The 17,859-nt window shown below is 70.8% G+C and carries 19 protein-coding genes; 10 read left to right on the top strand and 9 right to left on the bottom strand.

The genetic code is table 11. The features are described 5' to 3' along the window. Window positions 1–143 precede the first annotated feature (143 nt). A complete protein-coding gene (locus ACH4DZ_RS26295; RefSeq protein WP_398289771.1) occupies window positions 144–1,145 on the top strand; it encodes an ATP-binding cassette domain-containing protein in 1,002 nt (333 codons plus the stop codon). Continuing rightward, window positions 1,142–1,936, top strand: a complete 795-nt coding sequence (locus tag ACH4DZ_RS26290; RefSeq protein ID WP_398289770.1) for an ABC transporter permease — start codon at window positions 1,142–1,144, stop codon at window positions 1,934–1,936. Before ACH4DZ_RS26295 ends, ACH4DZ_RS26290 begins: the two co-directional genes overlap by 4 nt. Here the strand turns inward: ACH4DZ_RS26290 and ACH4DZ_RS26285 are convergent. Both ACH4DZ_RS26285 and ACH4DZ_RS26280 read right to left on the bottom strand, forming a co-directional pair. Next, window positions 1,917–5,057 (bottom strand): ATP-binding protein, encoded by a 3,141-nt coding sequence (locus ACH4DZ_RS26285; RefSeq protein ID WP_398289769.1) that lies wholly within the window; start codon window positions 5,055–5,057, stop codon window positions 1,917–1,919. The two genes, ACH4DZ_RS26290 and ACH4DZ_RS26285, sit on opposite strands and share 20 nt — an antisense overlap. A 67-nt stretch (window positions 5,058–5,124) precedes the next feature. Continuing rightward, window positions 5,125–6,120, bottom strand: coding sequence for a WD40 repeat domain-containing protein (locus tag ACH4DZ_RS26280; protein WP_398289768.1), 996 nt, complete (start codon window positions 6,118–6,120; stop codon window positions 5,125–5,127). A 99-nt stretch (window positions 6,121–6,219) separates the two neighbouring features. Between ACH4DZ_RS26280 and ACH4DZ_RS26275 the strand changes: the two genes are divergently transcribed. Both ACH4DZ_RS26275 and ACH4DZ_RS26270 read left to right on the top strand, forming a co-directional pair. After that, the gene (locus ACH4DZ_RS26275) at window positions 6,220–6,912 is read left to right on the top strand and encodes an SGNH/GDSL hydrolase family protein (protein WP_398289767.1); all 693 of its coding nucleotides are present in this window, start codon (window positions 6,220–6,222) and stop codon (window positions 6,910–6,912) included. An 87-nt stretch (window positions 6,913–6,999) separates the two neighbouring features. Continuing rightward, window positions 7,000–7,554, top strand: a complete 555-nt coding sequence (locus tag ACH4DZ_RS26270) for a Uma2 family endonuclease (RefSeq protein ID WP_398289766.1) — start codon at window positions 7,000–7,002, stop codon at window positions 7,552–7,554. Here the strand turns inward: ACH4DZ_RS26270 and ACH4DZ_RS26265 are convergent. The 3 genes from ACH4DZ_RS26265 to ACH4DZ_RS26255 all read right to left on the bottom strand — a co-directional run bounded on the left by ACH4DZ_RS26265 (window position 7,549) and on the right by ACH4DZ_RS26255 (window position 9,453). Continuing rightward, window positions 7,549–7,890, bottom strand: a complete 342-nt coding sequence (locus ACH4DZ_RS26265; protein ID WP_398289765.1) for a hypothetical protein — start codon at window positions 7,888–7,890, stop codon at window positions 7,549–7,551. The two genes, ACH4DZ_RS26270 and ACH4DZ_RS26265, sit on opposite strands and share 6 nt — an antisense overlap. A gap of 57 nt (window positions 7,891–7,947) precedes the next feature. Further along, window positions 7,948–8,925, bottom strand: coding sequence for a hypothetical protein (locus ACH4DZ_RS26260; protein ID WP_398289764.1), 978 nt, complete (start codon window positions 8,923–8,925; stop codon window positions 7,948–7,950). A 108-nt stretch (window positions 8,926–9,033) separates the two neighbouring features. Further along, entirely contained in the window at window positions 9,034–9,453 is a 420-nt protein-coding gene (locus ACH4DZ_RS26255; RefSeq protein ID WP_398289763.1) for a hypothetical protein, read from the bottom strand. An 83-nt stretch (window positions 9,454–9,536) separates the two neighbouring features. On the opposite strand from ACH4DZ_RS26255, the gene ACH4DZ_RS26250 reads away from it, so the two are divergent. Further along, on the top strand, window positions 9,537–10,349 hold the full coding sequence (locus tag ACH4DZ_RS26250) for a helix-turn-helix domain-containing protein (RefSeq protein ID WP_398289762.1): 813 nt from the start codon (window positions 9,537–9,539) through the stop codon (window positions 10,347–10,349). Continuing rightward, entirely contained in the window at window positions 10,346–10,633 is a 288-nt protein-coding gene (locus ACH4DZ_RS26245; RefSeq protein WP_398289761.1) for a DUF397 domain-containing protein, read from the top strand. The genes ACH4DZ_RS26250 and ACH4DZ_RS26245 overlap by 4 nt, the downstream gene beginning before the upstream one ends. Here the strand turns inward: ACH4DZ_RS26245 and ACH4DZ_RS26240 are convergent. Then, window positions 10,615–11,466 carry a phosphotransferase gene (locus tag ACH4DZ_RS26240; RefSeq protein ID WP_398289760.1) on the bottom strand — a complete coding sequence of 284 codons (852 nt, stop codon included), beginning with the start codon at window positions 11,464–11,466 and terminating at the stop codon, window positions 10,615–10,617. The two genes, ACH4DZ_RS26245 and ACH4DZ_RS26240, sit on opposite strands and share 19 nt — an antisense overlap. Window positions 11,467–11,635: 169 nt before the next feature. On the opposite strand from ACH4DZ_RS26240, the gene ACH4DZ_RS26235 reads away from it, so the two are divergent. Beyond that, a complete protein-coding gene (locus ACH4DZ_RS26235) occupies window positions 11,636–11,851 on the top strand; it encodes a type II toxin-antitoxin system VapB family antitoxin (RefSeq protein ID WP_398289759.1) in 216 nt (71 codons plus the stop codon). Further along, on the top strand, window positions 11,848–12,264 hold the full coding sequence (locus ACH4DZ_RS26230; protein WP_398289758.1) for a PIN domain nuclease: 417 nt from the start codon (window positions 11,848–11,850) through the stop codon (window positions 12,262–12,264). The genes ACH4DZ_RS26235 and ACH4DZ_RS26230 overlap by 4 nt, the downstream gene beginning before the upstream one ends. A 5-nt stretch (window positions 12,265–12,269) precedes the next feature. On the opposite strand, the gene ACH4DZ_RS26225 is transcribed toward ACH4DZ_RS26230, so the two are convergent. Continuing rightward, window positions 12,270–13,796 (bottom strand): hypothetical protein, encoded by a 1,527-nt coding sequence (locus tag ACH4DZ_RS26225; protein WP_398289757.1) that lies wholly within the window; start codon window positions 13,794–13,796, stop codon window positions 12,270–12,272. 260 nt (window positions 13,797–14,056) lie between these two features. On the opposite strand from ACH4DZ_RS26225, the gene ACH4DZ_RS26220 reads away from it, so the two are divergent. Further along, complete coding sequence (locus ACH4DZ_RS26220; RefSeq protein WP_398289756.1) at window positions 14,057–15,049, top strand: aldo/keto reductase; 993 nt, start codon at window positions 14,057–14,059, stop codon at window positions 15,047–15,049. Between the two features lie 441 nt (window positions 15,050–15,490). On the opposite strand, the gene ACH4DZ_RS26215 is transcribed toward ACH4DZ_RS26220, so the two are convergent. Beyond that, on the bottom strand, window positions 15,491–16,840 hold the full coding sequence (locus ACH4DZ_RS26215) for an MFS transporter (protein ID WP_398289755.1): 1,350 nt from the start codon (window positions 16,838–16,840) through the stop codon (window positions 15,491–15,493). A 144-nt stretch (window positions 16,841–16,984) separates the two neighbouring features. After that, on the bottom strand, window positions 16,985–17,422 hold the full coding sequence (locus ACH4DZ_RS26210) for a MarR family winged helix-turn-helix transcriptional regulator (protein WP_398289754.1): 438 nt from the start codon (window positions 17,420–17,422) through the stop codon (window positions 16,985–16,987). A 164-nt stretch (window positions 17,423–17,586) separates the two neighbouring features. On the opposite strand from ACH4DZ_RS26210, the gene ACH4DZ_RS26205 reads away from it, so the two are divergent. Beyond that, window positions 17,587–17,769, top strand: a complete 183-nt coding sequence (locus ACH4DZ_RS26205) for a ribbon-helix-helix protein, CopG family (RefSeq protein ID WP_107015813.1) — start codon at window positions 17,587–17,589, stop codon at window positions 17,767–17,769. Window positions 17,770–17,859: the final 90 nt, after the last annotated feature.

Genomic DNA, 17,859 nt, shown 5'->3' with positions numbered 1-17,859 from the left:
CGGGGGCCCCGCCCCCAAAGGGGCGCGGGGAACTGCGCGCTCAGCCCCCACCGGCCCGCACCCGACCCCCCGCGCCCTCGGTCTCAGGCCCCTGAAACCCCCCTGAAACCCCGCTGAATGCGCCCTCCCGCAACCTCTGCGGCATGACGACGACCACACCTCACCCTCGCCCCCATCACCACCCCCACTCCCACCCCTTGGCCATCGCGGCCAAGGGACTCCGTAAGGCCTACGGGGACAAGACCGTCCTCGACGGCATCGATCTCACCGTGCCGACCGGCACCGTCTTCTCCCTGCTCGGTCCGAACGGCGCCGGCAAGACCACCGCCGTGAAGATCCTCTCCACCCTCGTCACCGCCGACGCCGGCGATCTGCGGGTCGGCGGCCACGACCTGGCCACGGACCCGCAGGCGGTCCGCGCCGCGATCGGCGTCACCGGCCAGTTCTCCGCCGTCGACGGCCTGATCACCGGCGAGGAGAACATGCTCCTCATGGCGGACCTGCACCACCTGCCCAAGCAGGAAGGACGCCGGACCTCCGCCGAACTCCTCGCACGCTTCGACCTCACCGACGCCGCGACGAGACCCGCCTCCACCTACTCCGGTGGCATGAAACGCCGCCTCGACATCGCCATGACCCTGGTCGGCAGCCCGCGGATCATCTTCCTCGACGAGCCGACCACCGGCCTCGACCCCCGCTCCCGCCACAACATGTGGCAGATCATCCGCGAACTGGTCACGAGCGGCGTCACCGTCTTCCTCACCACCCAGTACCTCGAAGAGGCCGACCAGCTCGCCGACCGCATCGCCGTCCTCAACAACGGCCGCATCGCCGCCGAGGGAAGCGCCGAGGAGCTGAAACGGCTCATCCCCGGCGGACACGTCCGGCTGCGGTTCACCGACCCGGACGCCTACCGGTCCGCCGCCTCCGCGCTCCGCGAAGCCGCCCGCGACGACGAAGCACTCGCCCTGCAGATCCCCAGCGACGGCAGCCAGCGCGAACTGCGTTCCGTCCTCGACTGGCTGGACTCCGCCGGCGTCGAAGCCGACGAGCTCACCGTGCACACCCCCGACCTCGACGACGTCTTCTTCGCCCTCACCGGCGACACCACCCTCACCGACCAGACCAAGGAGTCCGTCCGATGAGCGCCAGTACCCTCTCCCTCGCAGTACGCGATTCGAAGACCATGCTGTGGCGCAACCTTCGGCACGTACGCCGCTATCCCTCCATGACCCTCAACCTGCTGCTCACGCCGATCATGCTGCTGCTCCTCTTCGTCTACGTCTTCGGCGGCGCGATGAGCGCGGGTATCGGCGCCGGCGCCGACCGCTCCGACTACATCGCCTATGTCGTCCCCGGCCTCCTGCTGATGACCGTCGGCAGCACCGTGATCGGGGCCGCGATCTCCGTGTCCATGGACATGACCGAGGGACTCATCGCCCGCTTCCGCACGATGGCGGTCTACCGCGGCTCCGTGCTCATCGGGCACGTCGCCGGCAGCGTGCTGCAGGTGCTCGCCAGTCTGGTCCTCGTCAGTGCCGTCGCCGTGGCCATCGGCTTCCGCTCCACGGACGCCACGGCCCTGGAGTGGCTGGCGGCGTTCGGGCTGATCACGCTGTTCGCCCTGGCCCTCACCTGGATCGCGGTCGGCATGGGCATGGCCAGCCCGAACCCCGAGGCCGCCAGCAACATGGCGACGCCGCTGATCCTCCTGCCCCTCGTCTCCAGCGCCTTCATCCCGGCCGACACGATGCCCGGCTGGTTCCAGCCGATCGCCGAGTACCAGCCCTTCACCCCGGCCATCGAGACCCTGCGCGGGCTGCTGCTCGGCACCGGGATCGGCAACAACGGGTGGATCGCGGTCGCCTGGTGCGTGGGCCTGACCGTGCTCGGCTACCGCTGGTCGACAGCGCGGTTCAACCGCGACCCCGAGTAACCGCCATGACCGCGCGGGCCGCCTCCCGCAACTCGTCCCGCCCCAGGGCGGCGTACTCCGACACCGCGTCGGCGTACGCCGCCCCGTCGGCTTCCCCGGCCGCCCGCCGGGCGCGCTCCGCCGACATCGTCGGCTGGTAGTCGCGCAGCACCCGCAGCCGTTCGGCCAGCGCCACCATCCGTACGGCCGAGGCGTCACCGGAGGCGATCCCCGCCACGCCGAGGGCGTGCAGCACCGTCCCGAACACGGGGAGGTCCATGGGCGAACCGGCCGGCGCGGACAGCATGGTCCGCAGACCCCGCCGAAGCCGGGCGACGGGTTCCGCGACGAGTTCGAGGCGGCCGGCGTACGCGTGCGCCGTCACCGCCGCCGACTGCATCTGCAGCACCCACCGGTCCAGGAAGGGATCGCCGCCGTGCATCGGGCCGGCTCCGATCAGCCCGTCCACGGCGCCGCGCCACAGGCCGAGCCCGACCTCCGTCAGTCCGCGGGCGAGCGCGATCTCGGCGCGGGCACCGTAATCGGCGTTGTACGTGTCGTCGTTCCGTGTGATGCCGACGGCCTCCGCCTGCCGCAGCCAGTGCTCGGCCTCGTCGGGGTCGCCGCGCTGCAGACAGGCGAGGACCAGGCCTCCGCGTACGCCGATGGAGTCGTGCTCGTCGCCGAGTCGGGGCAGCGCCTCCAGCGCCGCCCTGAGATGCCCGTACGCGGCGTCCCCGCACTCCGACTGCAGGTACAGCTCGCTCAGCCGGGCGTGGCCCAGGACCTGGAGGAACGGGTTGTCGACCGGCGCCAGTGCTTCGATGATCCGGCGGGCCGAGGCGAGCGCGCGGCCGATGTCGTGCTCGTACTCCCAGACGTAGGTGGCGGCGCACTCGGCGGCACCGGCGAGCAGCGGCTGCTCGCTCGCGCAGAGTTCCCGCAGTACGTCGTAGTCGGGAGGCCGCATCGCCGGGACCGCGCTCAGCACCACCGCGATGGCCCGGAGCAGTGTGTCCGGCGGTGCCGCGGGGAGCCGGCGGAGGGTGACGAGCTGGCGTACGGCGACCGGGCCGTACCCCATGAACACGCTCACCGTGCACAACACCGCCGCCGCGCGCGCGACTTCGACGTACTCGGGCTCGGGGTGGTAGTGCGACAGGGGCGGGCCGGTGTCCGCGGCGAGGGCGGCGAGGCGCGGATAGTCGGAGCCGGTGGACCACAGGGCGGTCAGGACGGCGGTGAGGGCGGCGGTGGTGGGGCCGTCGTCACGGGCCAGGGCGTACCGCAGGGCGGCCACGAGGTTGTCCTGCTCGGTCCTGATCCGCTCCCAGGCGGTACGTGGCTCAGGCCCGAAGATCCAGTCGTGGTACGTGACTCCGAAGTCCCGTGCCCAGGCGAGGAACCGGCCGACGGCCTGCTCCTCCTCGTCCGCCTCGGCGCGCCGGGCCGCGCTGAACTCCCGTACGGTCTCCAGCATCCCGAACCGCACGCCGGCCGGGGTGTCGGTGACGGTGAGCAGCGACTGCCCGGCCAGCTGCTCCAGCAGGAACAGCGGGTCCTCGCCGAGGACCCGTTCCACCGCTTCGCCCGAGAACCCGCCGGGGAAGACGGACAGCGTGCGCAGCGCGGCCCTGGCCTCCTCGTCGAGCAGGTTCCAGCTCCAGTCGACGACGGCGTGCAGGGTGCGGTGGCGTTCGGGCACGTTCCGTGTCCCGCCGCGCAGCAGCGCGAAGCGGTCGCCGAGGCGGCGGGCTATCTCCTCGACCGAGAGGACCCGTACCCGTGCCGCGGCCAGTTCCACGGCGAGGGGCAGCCCGTCGAGGTGGCGGCACAGCCCGGCCACCGCGTCCGGCGGCAGGTGCACTCCGGGCCGGGCGGCCCGCGCCCGCTGTGTGAACAGTTCGGCCGAGGTCTCGGGCCCGAGTTCCGGCAGCGCGTACACCGCTTCCGACGTGAGGCCCAGCGGGGCCCGGCTGGTGACGAGCACCCGCAGGTCCTTCGAGGACGAGACCAGGGCCTGTACGAGGTCGGCGGCGCCCCGGACGACCTGCTCGCAGTTGTCGAGGACGAGCAGGGCGGGCCCGGAGCCGAGCACACCGAGGACGCCGGAGACCGGGTCGGCCGTGGCGCGGGCGGCCATGGCGGCGGGCCGCCCCTCTCCGGCGCCGAGCGCGGAGGCGACCTCCGTGGTCACGTCCTCGTCCGCGGTGACGCCGGCGAGCGGTACGAAGTACACGACGCGCTGCTCTGCCCGGCGGCTGACGGCGTGCGCGAGCCGGGTCTTGCCGAGGCCGCCGGGGCCGACGACGCTGACGGCGCGGGAGGTCTCCAGCAGCCGCCCCACCGCGGCGATGTCCTCGTCCCGCCCCAGCAGCTGGTTGGGCTCGTGCGGCACGCCGTGCCGTACCACGGGGGCCTCGCCGCGCAGCAACTCCCGCTGTACGGACGTGAGTCCGGCGCCCGGTTCCGTACCCAGCCGATCGCGCAGGTCGCGGCGGTAGGCCTCGTAGCGGGTCAGCGCGGCGGAGGGGCCCGCCGTCGCCGCTTCGCCGCGGAGCAGTTCGGCGAGCACCTCCTCGTCGCGCGGATGCTCGGCGGCGACCGCGGCCAGTGGCCCGGCCGCCTCCGCGTGCCGTCCGAGGCGGGCGAGCGCGAGGGCCCGTGCGCGGACGAGCGTGCCGTGGACGGGGGCGCGCTCGGCGCGCAGCGCGGCCACGGGGTCGTCGGGGTCGCCGTCCTGGTCAGGGGTGCCCGGCCACAGCGCGAGCCCGGCCCCGGCTGCGGCCAGTGACGCCGCGTGGTTCCCGGCCCTGGCCCGGTCCGCGCTCGCGGCGGCGTGCAGCAGCAGGGCGGAGCTGTCGACCTGGTCCTCGGCGAGGCCGAGCCGGTAGCCGGTCGGCGAGCTGACGACGAGGTCGGCGCCCAGCAGCGTCCGGGCTCTGGACACGAGGACCTGGAGCGCTTTTCCCGGCCGTTCCGGCAGTTCGTCCGGCTGCCACAGTCCGGCCACCAGCCGCTCGGTGCTGCGGCCCGTGCGCAGGTCGCCCGCGAGGAGCGCGAGGAGGGCGCGGAGCCTCGGCGCGGTGACCTCCTGCCCGCGACAGGCGACACGCGGCAGCAGGATCAGGTCGATGGTCACGCGTGCACAGTAGCCAAGGCCGGGCCGCCGGCTCCCCCGGCCTCGGCCCCTCGCCCGTGCGCACGGGCTAGTCGCGGCGCCGGAACAGCCGCTTCAGCCCGTAGACGACGGCGAAGGCGACGGCGAGGGCGATGGCGCCCATCTTGAAGTTGCCGTTCGCCCCGTCGTCGCCGCCGTCCGCGGAACTGCCGCCGCCGGAGGAGGACTTGCCGTCCGAACCGCCCCCTCCCGGCACACTCCCCGCCTCGACGGAACTCCCGCTCCCCTCACTCCCGTACAGCAGGGTGGATCCGTCGGGCGTGTACGTCACCGACTCGCCCTGCCGCTGCAACGGCACGTTCAACTGCCCCTGGCGTTTGGGCTTTCCGTTGTTCCACTTGTACGCGATACCGCCGAAGTAGCCGCGTACGGCGAGCTGTTTCCCGTCGGGCGAGAAGGCGCCGTCGGTGACCCAGAGGCCGATGTCGGCGGTGCGCTCGAAGGTGTTGGTGCCGGAGGCGGACAGCTCGGCGGGCCCCTCGTACAGCCCGCCGCCGTCCTCGTTCTTCGAGACGATGTAGACCCGCCCGGTCTTGGGATGCACCATCAGCGCCTCGGCGTCCCGGGCCCCGTCCGCGTATTTCACGTCGTACTGCGTGGCGCGGACGGTCTGGTCCTTCAGCTCCTTCGGCTCGGGCAGCTCGTAGATCCACACGTGGTCCCACGTACCACCGAGGTTGTCGCCGATGTCACCGACGTACAGATGGCCGTTCGGCCCCATGGAGACGGCCTCGACGTCCCGGGGCCGCCCGACGCCCGTCATGGTGACGGTCGCGACGGTCTTGCCGGTCCTGCTGTCGACGGCGTAGAGGAAGGCGCCGTCGTCGCTGTCGTTGTGGGTCCAGTAGACGCCGGGGTGGGCCCGGGAGGCGACGAGCCCGCTGGACTCGGTGATCCGGGGGTCCTCGATGGTGAACCCTGCCGAGCCGTCGCCGTCGGCGGCGACGGCGGGTGCGAGTGCGGCGGGCACGGCGAGCACCCCGGTGAGAAGGGCCCCGGCAAGGAGAACGAACGAGCGACGCATGCCCCCAGCCTGCCACCCCGTCGCGGGTTCGGCGGGCGCGTGTCCAGCTTCACATCCCGTCGAACCCCGCCTCCGCCGGTGATCGTCCATCATGAGCGGATGCTCAGGTTCATGCCCGTCGGCGATTCCATGACGATCGGAAGCGCCGGCGAACACACGTGGCGCTACCGGATGTGGCAGCACCTGCGCGCGACGCACGGGGGCCCGTTCCAACTGGTCGGCCCCCGGGAGACGCTGTACGACAAGGCCACGGGCGCCGCCGACTCGTACGAGTACGCCGACCCGGACTTCCCCCGTGCCCACCTCGCCGGGTGGGGCGAGGGCTGGCACCACCTGAGCCCGCTGATAGCCGACGCGGTGCGGGCGTCCCGCGCTGACGTGCTCCTGGTCTCCCTCGGCCTGATAGACCTCGGCTTCTACACGAACGCGGCGCAGACATCCGAGAACGTCCGCGCCTTCATAGGCCGGGCCCGGTCGGTGAACCCCCGCGTCTCACTGGCCCTGCTTCCCGTGATCCCGAACATCAGGGCGGAGTCGGACGCCCCCTTCGCCCGGGAGGTCGCCCTCTTCAACGACCTCCTGGCGAAGACGGCGGCGGACCTGGACGAACCGAACTCCCCCCTCCTCCTGGCCTCACTCCCCCGCGGATACGACATCCACACGGACACGTACGACGGCACCCACCCCAACGCCTCGGGCGAACACAAACTGGCGGCGGCGTTCGCGGAGGCGCTGCACCAGGGGTGGGGCGTGGGCGCCCGTTACGAGTCCCACCTGGCCGAAAGCGCCTGACCGGATCCGCGAGTCTCCTGGTCACCGTGCGTGTCATTGAGGTGCGTACCGGCATTCGCCCGAGGGTGCCGGTGGAGGAGCACAACGATGAGCAGTCTCAACGACCGGATGCTGGACGACCTGTTCGACAAGGTGCCCGTCCCCGAGGGGTACAAGGGCGAAATCGTGGAGGGCGCCTTCTACATCGCACCGCACCGCGACATTCACTGGCAGACCACTTCCACCATCCTCGACACGCTGACAGCCAGGTTCGACAACGACCTACAGGTCCTCTCCGACGTCCGCATCGACTTCCCCGGCGACCTGAACGGCTTCGCACCGGACGTGGCCAAGCTGCGCGACGGTTCGGTGGCGGACGCCGAGGGTCGTTGGCTTCACCAGGACGTCGAGTTCATCGCAGAGGTCATCGACCCCCACAGGGCGAAGAACGACTACGGCCCCAAGAGGACCGCGTACGCCGTCGCCGAGGTTCCCGTCTACCTCATCGCCGACCCCTACCAGGCCAAGTGCCACCTCTTCACCCGGCCCCGGGGCGGGGAGTACCTGAGCAGACTCTCGGTCACCTACGGCGCCGACATCGACATGACGAACACGATCCTCGGTCTCACGCTCAAGACGGACGAGTTCCCCCGGGACTCATGAGGTCTTGCCTCTCAGCATGTCCTCGACCTCTGCCTGCGTAAGTGTTCCGCCGCCGGCCGACTTCGCTCGCAGCGCGGTCGCGAGGTCGGCGAAGTCGATCGCGACGGCCTGGGCGTCGACGTCCGTGGCGGCGTCGACGAGCGCCTGCGTCCACCAGTGGTCGAGAAACGCGTCGAAGGCCGAACCTTCGGAGAGGGTCGCCAGTTCGGCGTCGAGGTCAGGCAGGCGATCGGGGCGGAGTGCGGCGCGGATCCCCTCAAGGTTGCGCGGAACCGCATGCCCGGTGAAGCCCACGGCCTCTCGCGCCTCCTGAAGGATGTCGCTCCATGCCGCCATGTCCCTGCTCCTCTCCGAGCCCGCCTTCTCCGCTGCGGGGCAGCAGCGTATGACGCGCTAGCCACCGGAGACACACTCCTGTACGCGCGTCCGCCACTGGACGGAGAGCGGCTGGAGCGTCGCCTCGTACGCGGCGGCGGTACGGCAGCGGAGGCAGTGTGTCTCGTCGTCGCGGGGTCGGAAGACGTGCTCGTCGCCCGGCCCCGGGCAGGTCACCAGGCCCCGCCGGGCCGGGGCCGCGCTCCACTCGGGCGGCGGGGCGGGGGTGTTGACCTGGACCTGAACCTGGAGCCGGGCCCTCGCCGCGGGGAGTTTCTGCACCAGCCGGTGGCGCAGGAAGCCGACCGCCGAACGGATGCCGTCCGTCGGCAGGCCTGTCGTCAGGGCGCGGCGGAGGTCGGCCGCCGAGACGCCTCTGCGCAGCCACTCCGCTGCCGCTCCGGCCAGCAGCCGGGCCTCGCGCACGCCCAGGAGCAGGTCACGGTTCACGTGCCGGAGGGACAGCAACACGCCTTCCGCCTCGGCGAGATCGGGCGCGTGGTCTTCGGCATGGTTCTCGGTGTGGTCCTCGGTGTGGTCTTCGGGTGGTGGGTGGGGAAGGTTCTTCTCTTCCAGTTCTTCTTTCGGGGGACAGTGACCGACCGACCGTTCCCCCGGTCCGCCGACCGTCGGTGGGCGCTCACCCGGTGGCGCGGCCACGGCCGCCTCCCCTTCGCGGGCCCCGGCCGCCTCCTCACGCGTGAGGGTGACGTTGGCGAGGAGCTGCTCCGTGACCCAGCGGCCCCGCGCGCCCTGCTCACGCCACTCGTGCAAGTAACCGCAGCCGGCGAGAAGTTGCTTGGCCCTCTGATACGCCCGGCCCTTCAACCCCAGCCTGCCCGCGTGCTCGCTGAGCGGCTTGGGGGCGGCGTCCTCCGGCAGTCCCTGCACATACAGCAGCAGGACCTTCGCGTCGCTGTTCAGTTGTGGGTGCCGTACGACGTCGTGTGACGCCTTCGTATAGCGCCGGACGGGCGCGATAGCATGGCGAAGCATTTCTGGTGGGACCGTGTCTTCCACTGGTAGTGAAGGTCCTCGGGTGGTGTTGGTAGCACCTCCGGGGACCGCTCCGTACACGAATGCGTACGGAGTGTGATGTCGCGATCACGGTACATGACTGATCACGCGGCTCACGACCTCCGCCAGCAACCCCGCCTCCACGAACGGCACTTCGGGCGTCGGCTCCGACCGCCAGTCCAACGGCCAGGTCAGCCCGTCCAACGCGGGTACCCCCACGTAGGCCCAGCCCCGCGCGTCCCGGCCCAGCGCCCGCACGCCGGTGGGCCAGCGGTGGCCGGTGGCACTTCGCGGGGGCAACAGGAAGTACATGTACCGGCATCCCGTCGCCCCCCGGACGATCGGGCCCGCCTGGAAGTCCGTGAACTGGATCAGTTCGTACGCCACTTGTTCCGCGAGTACGCCCGCGATGCGTACGGCGTCGAAGTGGATACCGGCGTGGCGGAGGCCGTGGCCGGAGGCCGGGATCCAGGGGTGCACCCTGCCGGGTGCGGTTTCCGAGTTCATGGAGCACATGCTTACGGCCGCTCACATACTGTGACCAGGGTTACGCAGGGTCCGTGCACGCCTGTGCACTTGGGGAGGTCGTTGTGCACTCGGGTGAACAGAGTTCCAGCAACCTGGAGATGTTCGGCTCGTTGCTGCGGTTCTTCCGCGAACGGGCCGGGATGACGCAGGAGGGGTTGGGTGGGTACGCCGGCTACTCCAAGTCGCAAGTCGCCATGGTGGAACGGGGCGAGCGTGCCCCCAAGGGGAAACTTGTCGAGATCGCGGACGAGACGCTGAGTGCACAAGGTGCACTTCTTGCGGCGGGCCGGAAGTTGAAGATCAACCCGCTCCCGGCTTGGACCGCGACGTACGCGGAGATGGAAGCCGAGGCCACGGCGTTGCACACGTACGCGAACCACGTGGTGCCCGGCTTGCTGCAAACGGAGGCGTACGCCCAGGTGGCGATCAGTTGCAACTACCCACCGCTGGAGGACGAGGAAATCGAAGAGAAGGTCGCGGCGCGGTTGCTGCGCCAACAACTTTTCCAGCGCAGACCTACCCCCGCACTCAGCTTCGTCCTGGAGGAGATCGCACTCACGCGCCCGATCGGAGGCCGCCAGGTCCTCGAAAGGCAGCTCCGCCACATTCTTGAGGTCGGGCGCAGACGCAACGTCGAGATCCAGGTCATGCCGTCGGATCGCGAGACACACTCCGGGCTGAACGGACCGATGATCCTGCTGGAAACCGGCGACCGGCGCCAACTCGCTTATGTCGACGGCCAGAACGGCGGCTACTTCGTCAGCGACCAGCCATCTCTGGGCAACTTGTTCGGCAGGTATGGCACTCTGCGAGCTCAGGCACTCACCCCAGAAGCGTCCGCCAAGCTGATCGAACAGGTGGCACACGAGCTATGACCACAGACCTGCACTGGTTCAAGAGCAGCTACAGCGGCAACGACGGCGAATGCGTAGAGGTCGCCATGCAGTGGACCAAGAGCAGCTACAGCGGTAGCCAAGGCGGTGAATGCCTGGAGATAGCCATACCCCACGCCACCAGCGCCGGCACCACCCTCACCACCATCCACGTCCGCGACTCCAAAGCCCTCCGCTCCCGCACCCTCCGCGTCGCCCCGGCGACATGGGCTGCCTTCCTCCCGTATGCGGTCGCGGTCGGAAGCGGTCAGCCCAACCCGCACTGATCGAGTGCGGTACGAACCCGGTCGAGCCCCTCCGACCTCCAGTGGTCCCGGTCGGGCATCTGGTCGTCGCGGCGCCAGCGCCAGGCCGAGAACATCGCCCAGTTCAGGGCGCGACACCGATGAATCAGGTCGGGGTCGGCCCCCGCATAAAGCCTCCCCACTTCCTCAGGAGCATGGGCGAGGTCGAACTCGACCGGTCCCCGGCAGCACGTGCCGAGGTCCACGAAAAGCGGCCCCCTCCGCGTGTTCAGGAGGTTGCCCGGATGCGGCTCGCCGTGCAGCAACTGGTCGCCGGCTCCCGCTCCGCCGACGCCGATCGCGGCACTCAGTTCACCGAGTGTGGTGCTGAGGAGTTTCCGGTGGGCGTCGGACAGTTCGGGGGACCGACTCCGGTCGTCCACCTCTTTCAACGCCACGGCGACTCGATCGGTGAAATGCGGTGCGGCGGCCAGATCGACCCGGCGCAGGGCGGCATGGTGTCGCGTGAACGCGTCCGCGTAGTCGGCCGGTGCGATCTCCGATCCCACGGGTTCGTAGTAGGTCCAGAGCGAGATGGCGAAGTCGTCACGCACCTGGACCCGGGGTTCGACACGGGGGTCGAGCTCGGCCAACGGAGCGTCGACGTCGGCGAGGCGGCGTGCGACCTCCACCTCGAACTCGGAATCGGCCAGATGCGCCAGGGGCGCGACCCGGGCCAGCACATCGCAGGGCGTCAGGCGCAGTGCGACGCGGTCCGAGTTGTGGACGACGATCACCTCGTCGACCCGTAAGCCCAGCTCCGAAGCGGTCGCCCGCCCTGCCGCGATGGCGCGACGCAGTTCCCATGGATCCATACCGTTCTCCCTGCTTGTCGAGCACACACTGCACCCGGCAGGCGCCTTGAGACAGCCATACCCCGGACGACCAAGCCGACCCCCAAGGCCACAGGACGCGTTTTGATATCAACTTAAGCGACACTTGATATCATCCCGGCAGGAAAGTCCGACGGCCCCGGGAGGGGACATGGCACGCACCGTGATCGACATCGACGACGAAAAACTGGCCGAGGCCGCGGAGATCTTCGGCACGACCACGAAGGTCGCCACGGTGAACGCCGCACTTGAGGACGCGATCAAGCGTCGCAAGCGGGCCTCCTTCCTGGGCTGGCTGGCGGAGGGCGGGCTGCCTGATCTCACCGGCCCGGTGGAGCAGCCTGTCGACAAGCAGGGCGCCGCGTGACCGACCGGTACCTGATCGACAAGTCGGCGCTGGCTCGTTACCCGAAGCCTGCCGTTCGTGCCGTCATCGATCCCCTGCACAACGCCGGACTGCTCGCAGTCTGCGGTGCGGTCGAACTGGAAGTGCTGCACAGCGCCCGGTCAAAGGCCGACGCCGAGCGCATCCGGGAGGAGATCCGCGGTTTCGACTGGCTGGCAACACCGGACGAGGCCTGGGACCGCGCGGTGGAGGTACGGACGCTCCTCATCGACAGAGGCAACTGGAAAGCCCTGTCGGTGGCGGACCTCATCATCGCCGCGACCGCCGAGCGTCACGGCGCCACGGTCCTGCACTACGACGGCGACTACGACATGATCGCCGCGGTCACGAGCCAGCCGACTTCCTGGGTCGTCCCTGCCGGCACGGCGGGCTGAGGCGCTCACTGCCGACGCGTGAGATCCGACATCACGGCAACCGGCAGGGACGGATTCGCCGCTGCCGCCTCCGCCACCCGCCAGTCCGCGTCGGCCAGCATTTCCACGACGACCGATGGCGGGAGGGCCGGGTGTCCGGCGGCTGTCGGTCTCGCCTGTGCGTCCGCCAGGCAGGCGAGCAGTGCCGAGGCCGGCGCCGCGTGATGCCTGGCGATCTCACGGAACGCCTTCTGCACCGCCGGATCGTGCCTGGTCAGATCCTCCAGCAGGGCCGGGGTCGCGTCCGGGTTGGTCGCCACCTTGGCCAGGACCCGGACGCCGTGGCGTTCGACCATGGCGCGCAACCGCGCCTCGGTGAGGCCGGGGTGGGGGGCGACGGCCTTGGCCACCTTCGCGTCGGGGTCGTCGGCCAGCCGGTCGCGTATCCCGGGCGGCAGATCCCGTCGGTGGGCCACGAGCATGCGGGCCGCCGGGTCCGGTGACCGCGCGAGGTCCTCGATCTCGGCCTGTGAGGCGGCGGCGACGCGGGGCAGCAGAGCGGCACCGATCCTGGCGGTTTCGGCCAGGCCGGTGAGTACGTCGAGCGGTACGCGCGGGTGGTGTGCGAGCGCGCGGCGCACGGCGGGGTCACGATCGTCGGCCATCGCCCGGATCAGGGCCTCGTTGATCGCGGGATTCCCGGCGAGGTCCGCGCGGATACCGGGAGCGAGGTCCGAGGCCAGGCGTGCGCACGCCTGCCGGGGCAGGTCCTGGCGGGTGGCGAGCGCCCAGCGCAACAGCATCGACGGGTGCTCCACGAAGCCGACGACGGCTTCGACCGGGGTGGCGGGGTTGCGGAGCGCCGCCTCCCGCGTGCGGTGGACGGTGGACTCGTGGGAGCCGTCGCAGGAAGCCCCCGCCAACAGATCGCAGTCGGGGCGCGAGCACTGCGGTTCGTGGACGAACGGAATGTCCTCGCGGTCGCAGACCAGGCACTGCCGCGCGGCCCGCAGTCCCTCTCCGGTCAGCAGCGCCGCCAGCGTGGCAGGGGCTGTCGCCTCGTTGGCCGCGACCGCCCGGCGCACCTCGGCGTGCGGATGCGCCGCGAGCCTCGCGGTGACGTCCGGGTCCGCCGTCCACAGGGCCAGCTCGGCGACCACCCGTACGTCCGGGTCCGCCGCGAGTGTGTCCACCACGTCGGACGGGAGGCCGGGGCAGGCCGCCAATTTCTCCCTGCGCTCATGGGCCGGGTCCGCCGCGAGGAGACGCGCCCACTCGGGATGGCTGACGCCGACACCCCGGCCGAGCAGAGTGAGAGCGACATCCGGCCGGACGGAGGGATCCACGTCGGCCGCGGTCAACCGGCCCTCGTAGGCGAGTCGCACCGCGCCCTCCTCGACCCGCTCGGCCAGCGCGAGCACCTGTGCGCGGCTGAGGTCCGGGCGGCAGGCGAGGTCGTCGGCGAGGTCGTCGTCCGCGAGGGATATCAGCCGGTCGACCAGCTCGGACGGCAGGGCCGGATTGGCGGCGAGCCCGCACAGGATGTGATGCACAGAGGAATCCTGCCCGACGCGCGCCTCCCAGCCCCCCGGCTGTCGGACCCCGTTGTCCGAGGCCGTTCTCGGACCCCGTTGTCAGACCCGCCCCCTACGCTTCGGATCACCGCCAACGCCGCCCCTGACGCCGCCTGTTGAAAAGAGTGCCGATCCGTGCGAGTGCTGCCGAAGACCGACGCCGACTACCCGCCCCTCCCGGCGGTCGCCGCGGAGCGAGGTGTTGCCTAGAGCGCACTCGACCGCGTTGGCTATGAGCCATGAAGTACACGCAGCTGGGACGCACAGGACTCAAGGTCAGCCGACTCGTCCTCGGCACCATGAACTTCGGTCCGCAGACGGACGAGGCCGACAGTCACGCGATAATGGACGCGGCACTGGCCGCCGGCATCAACTACTTCGACACCGCCAACGTGTACGGCTGGGGCGCGAACAAGGGCCGTACCGAGGAGATCGTCGGGAGCTGGTTCGCCAAGGGCGGGGAGCGGCGCGACAAGGTCGTGCTCGCCACCAAGGTGTACGGCAACATGGCCGCGGAGGGCGACGCCTGGCCCAACCACGACAAGCTCTCCGCGCTCAACATCCGACGGTCGGTGGACGCCAGCCTGAAGCGGCTGGGAACCGACTACATAGACGTCTACCAGTTCCACCACATCGACCGCGGCACCCCGTTCGAGGAGATCTGGCAGGCCGTCGACGTCCTGGTCCAGCAGGGCAAGATCCTCTACGCCGGGTCCTCCAACTTCCCCGGCTACAAGATCGCCCAGGCCAACGAGATCGCCGCCCGCCGCGGCGGCACCATCGGCCTCGTCAGCGAGCAGTGCCTCTACAACCTCGCCGAGCGCCGCGCCGAGATGGAGGTCATCCCGGCCGCGCGGGAGTACGGGCTCGGCGTCATCCCGTGGTCACCGCTGAACGGCGGTCTGCTGGGCGGGGTCCTCAAGAAGGAGATCGAGGGCGGGCGCCGGGCGAGCGGCCGGGCCGCCGACACCCTCGCCGACCCGGCCGGCCGCGCGCGGATCCAGTCGTACGAGGACCTGCTCGACAAGCACGGCATCGAGCCCGGCGAGGCGGCGCTGGCCTGGCTGCTGACCCGCCCCGGCGTCACCGGCCCGATCGTCGGCCCGCGCACCGCCGAACAGCTGGAGTCCGCGCTGCGAGCCGTCGACCTGGAGCTGAGCGACGAGGTCCTGACCGGCCTGGACGAGATCTTCCCGGGCACGGGCCCGTCCCCGGAGGCCTTCGCCTGGTAGCAACACCTGGGCGTCCGGCACCTCGATGGGCCGCCCCGACAGGGGCGCCCTGAAGGGGCGCGGGGCTGTGACATATGCGGCTCCGCCGCGTGGGCGCGGCCGGCCACGACGCATCCGCAGCCGCGCGCCACGGAACGCACCGCGGCGAGGCGGCGGCCGTCACCCGCCGACGGCCGTCACCCGCCGAGTGCCGCCGCCAGAGCCACCACGACGAACATCAGCACAAGCACCCCGGCCATGATCCGGTTCCGCGTCTTCGGGTCCACGCACCGAGCGTAACCGCCCGCCCTCAGTCACCCCCGCCTCGGGGTCCGCCGAGGGGCAAAGGCATGGGCGCAACCCCGTCTCTGAGGGGCGCGGGGAACTGCGCGGCCGGCCCCACCGGGCCGCACTGCACCCGCGGACCTGGGGCCTGCCAGACCGGCGGACCGGCCCGGAGGGCTACGCCGCCGTGGCCAGCTCCCGCTCCCGCGGGACGAAGCGGACCTGCGGATGGCCGTGGTGCCAGCCCACCGACAGGCGCAGGCCGCCCACCCGGGCGAGGGCCAGACCGACCGTGGCCGCCGCCAGCGCCGAGACGACTCCGCCCATGGCGAAGCCCACCCGGGGCCCGTACGCGTCCGTGATCCAGCCGACCACGGGCGCGCCCAGCGGCGTACCGCCCATGAAGACCATCATGAACAGCGCCATGACACGGCCGCGCATGGCGGGGTCGGTGCCCATCTGGACGGCGGTGTTGGCCGTGACGTTCACGGTCAGGCCGGCCATCCCGATGGGGACCATGAGAGCGGCGAAGAGCCAGTACGACGGGGCCAGCGAGGCCACGATCTCCAGGACTCCGAAGGCGACGGCGGCGGCGATCAGCACGCGCAGCCGGGCCGTGCCGCGCCGGGCGGCGAGCAGCGCGCCCGCGACCGATCCCACGGCCATCAGGGTGTTGAAGAGGCTGTACGCGCCCGCGCCGCCGTGGAAGACGTCGTCCGCGTAGGCCGACAGCCAGACGGGGAAGTTGAAGCCGAAGGTGCCGATGAAGCCGACGAGGACGATCGGCCAGATCAGTTCGGGACGGCCGGCGACATAGCGCAGGCCCTCACGGAGCTGGCCCTTGCCGCGCGGGGCGCGCTCGACCTGGTTCAGCTCGCCGGCGCGCATCAGGAGCAGGCCCGCGATGGGCGCGACGAACGACAGTCCGTTGAGCAGGAACGCCCAGCCCGTGCCCACGCCGGTGATCAGCAGGCCCGCGACGGCGGGGCCGATCAGACGGGCGGACTGGAAGTTGGCGGAGTTGAGGCTGACCGCGTTCTGCAGCTGGCCGGGGCCGACCATCTCGGCGACGAAGGACTGCCGTGCCGGGTTGTCGATCACCGTGGCGAGGCCGACGGCGAAGGCGGCGACGTAGACGTGCCAGACCTGGACGTGTCCGGTGAGGGTCAGGAAGGCGAGTGCGATGCCGGTGAGGCCCATCGCGCTCTGCGTGGCGAGCAGCGTCGGGCGCTTCGGCAGGCGGTCGACGAGGACTCCGCCGTAGAGGCCGAAGAGCAGCATCGGCAGGAACTGCAGGGCCGTGGTGAAACCGACGGCGGCGGACGAGCCGGTGAGGCTCAGTACCAGCCAGTCCTGGGCGATCCGCTGCATCCAGGTGCCGGTGTTCGAGACGACCTGGCCGGTGAAGAACAGCCGGTAGTTCCTGATCTTCAGCGAGCTGAACATCGAGGAGCGGGGCTTGGGGGCGTGCGGGGTGTCGTGGGCGGCAGGTGCGGGGGCGGAGTCTGCTCCGGGTCCCGTACTCAACGGCGTTCGCCTCCTTGCGTGGTGCGTGCGGTGCGGGTGGTGCTGATGGTGCGGGTGGTGCGTGCGCGGCCTCACAGGTGTCCGCGGGGCCTGCGGCTGCCGGCACCTGCTGACTACAAGCAGCCGACAGGTGCCTCCAGGCGTCTACAGATGCGCGAGCTTCTCCAGTACGGGGGCGGCTTCGCGGAGCTTGGCCCACTCGTCCTCGTCCAGGCTGTCGACGAGGGAGGCCAGCCACGCGTTCCGCTTCTTGCGGCTCTCCGCAAGCATGGCCTCCGCGCGCTCGGTCTGCGTGACGACCTTCTGGCGGCGGTCGTCCGGGTGCGCTTCGAGGCGGACCAGGCCCTTCGCCTCCAGCAGCGCCACGATGCGGGTCATCGAGGGCGGCTGCACGTGCTCCTTGCGGGCGAGTTCGCCCGGCGTGGCCGTGCCGCAGCGGGCGAGGGTGCCCAGGACCGACATCTCGGTCGGGCTCAGCGACTCGTCGACCCGCTGGTGCTTGAGTCGGCGCGACAGACGCATCACGGCGGAGCGCAGGGAGTTCACGGCGGCAACGTCGTCGCCATGGGTGAGGTCAGGCATGTTCTTTAGAATAACTCATTACTCTACCTAAAGACCACAGGGGCACCCCACGAACGGCCGTGAGTCCGGCCACGCCCGCCCGCGTCAACCCTTACTTCACCCATACGAGTGAGACAGGCGCGGAAAGTGACACAGGACACGCCCCGGCCGCGACCCTCGTACCCATGGGGACCACTGTGCTCAGCCTTCGGATAGACGAGGAGCTGCTCGACCGGCTCCGGCAGCACGCGGCGAAAAGAGGAATGAGCGTCCAGGACTATGTCGTCCGGACGCTCATTCGCGATGACTTCGACGAGCGGTTCCGGACCGCGGTCGAGGAGACGGAAAAGTTCTACGGGGTTCCGTGAGCCCCGGGGCCATCGGCTCGGGGCTCACGGAACCCCGGGCCCATCGGCTCGGCCGGGTCAGGTCAGGCAGATTAGGTCAGGCAGGTCAGG

The organism is Streptomyces sp. NPDC017991 (assembly GCF_044328075.1).
Taxonomy (GTDB): domain Bacteria; phylum Actinomycetota; class Actinomycetes; order Streptomycetales; family Streptomycetaceae; genus Streptomyces.
The sequence above is the reverse complement of the archived record's forward strand: the minus strand, read 5'-3'. Positions and strand labels throughout refer to the sequence as shown.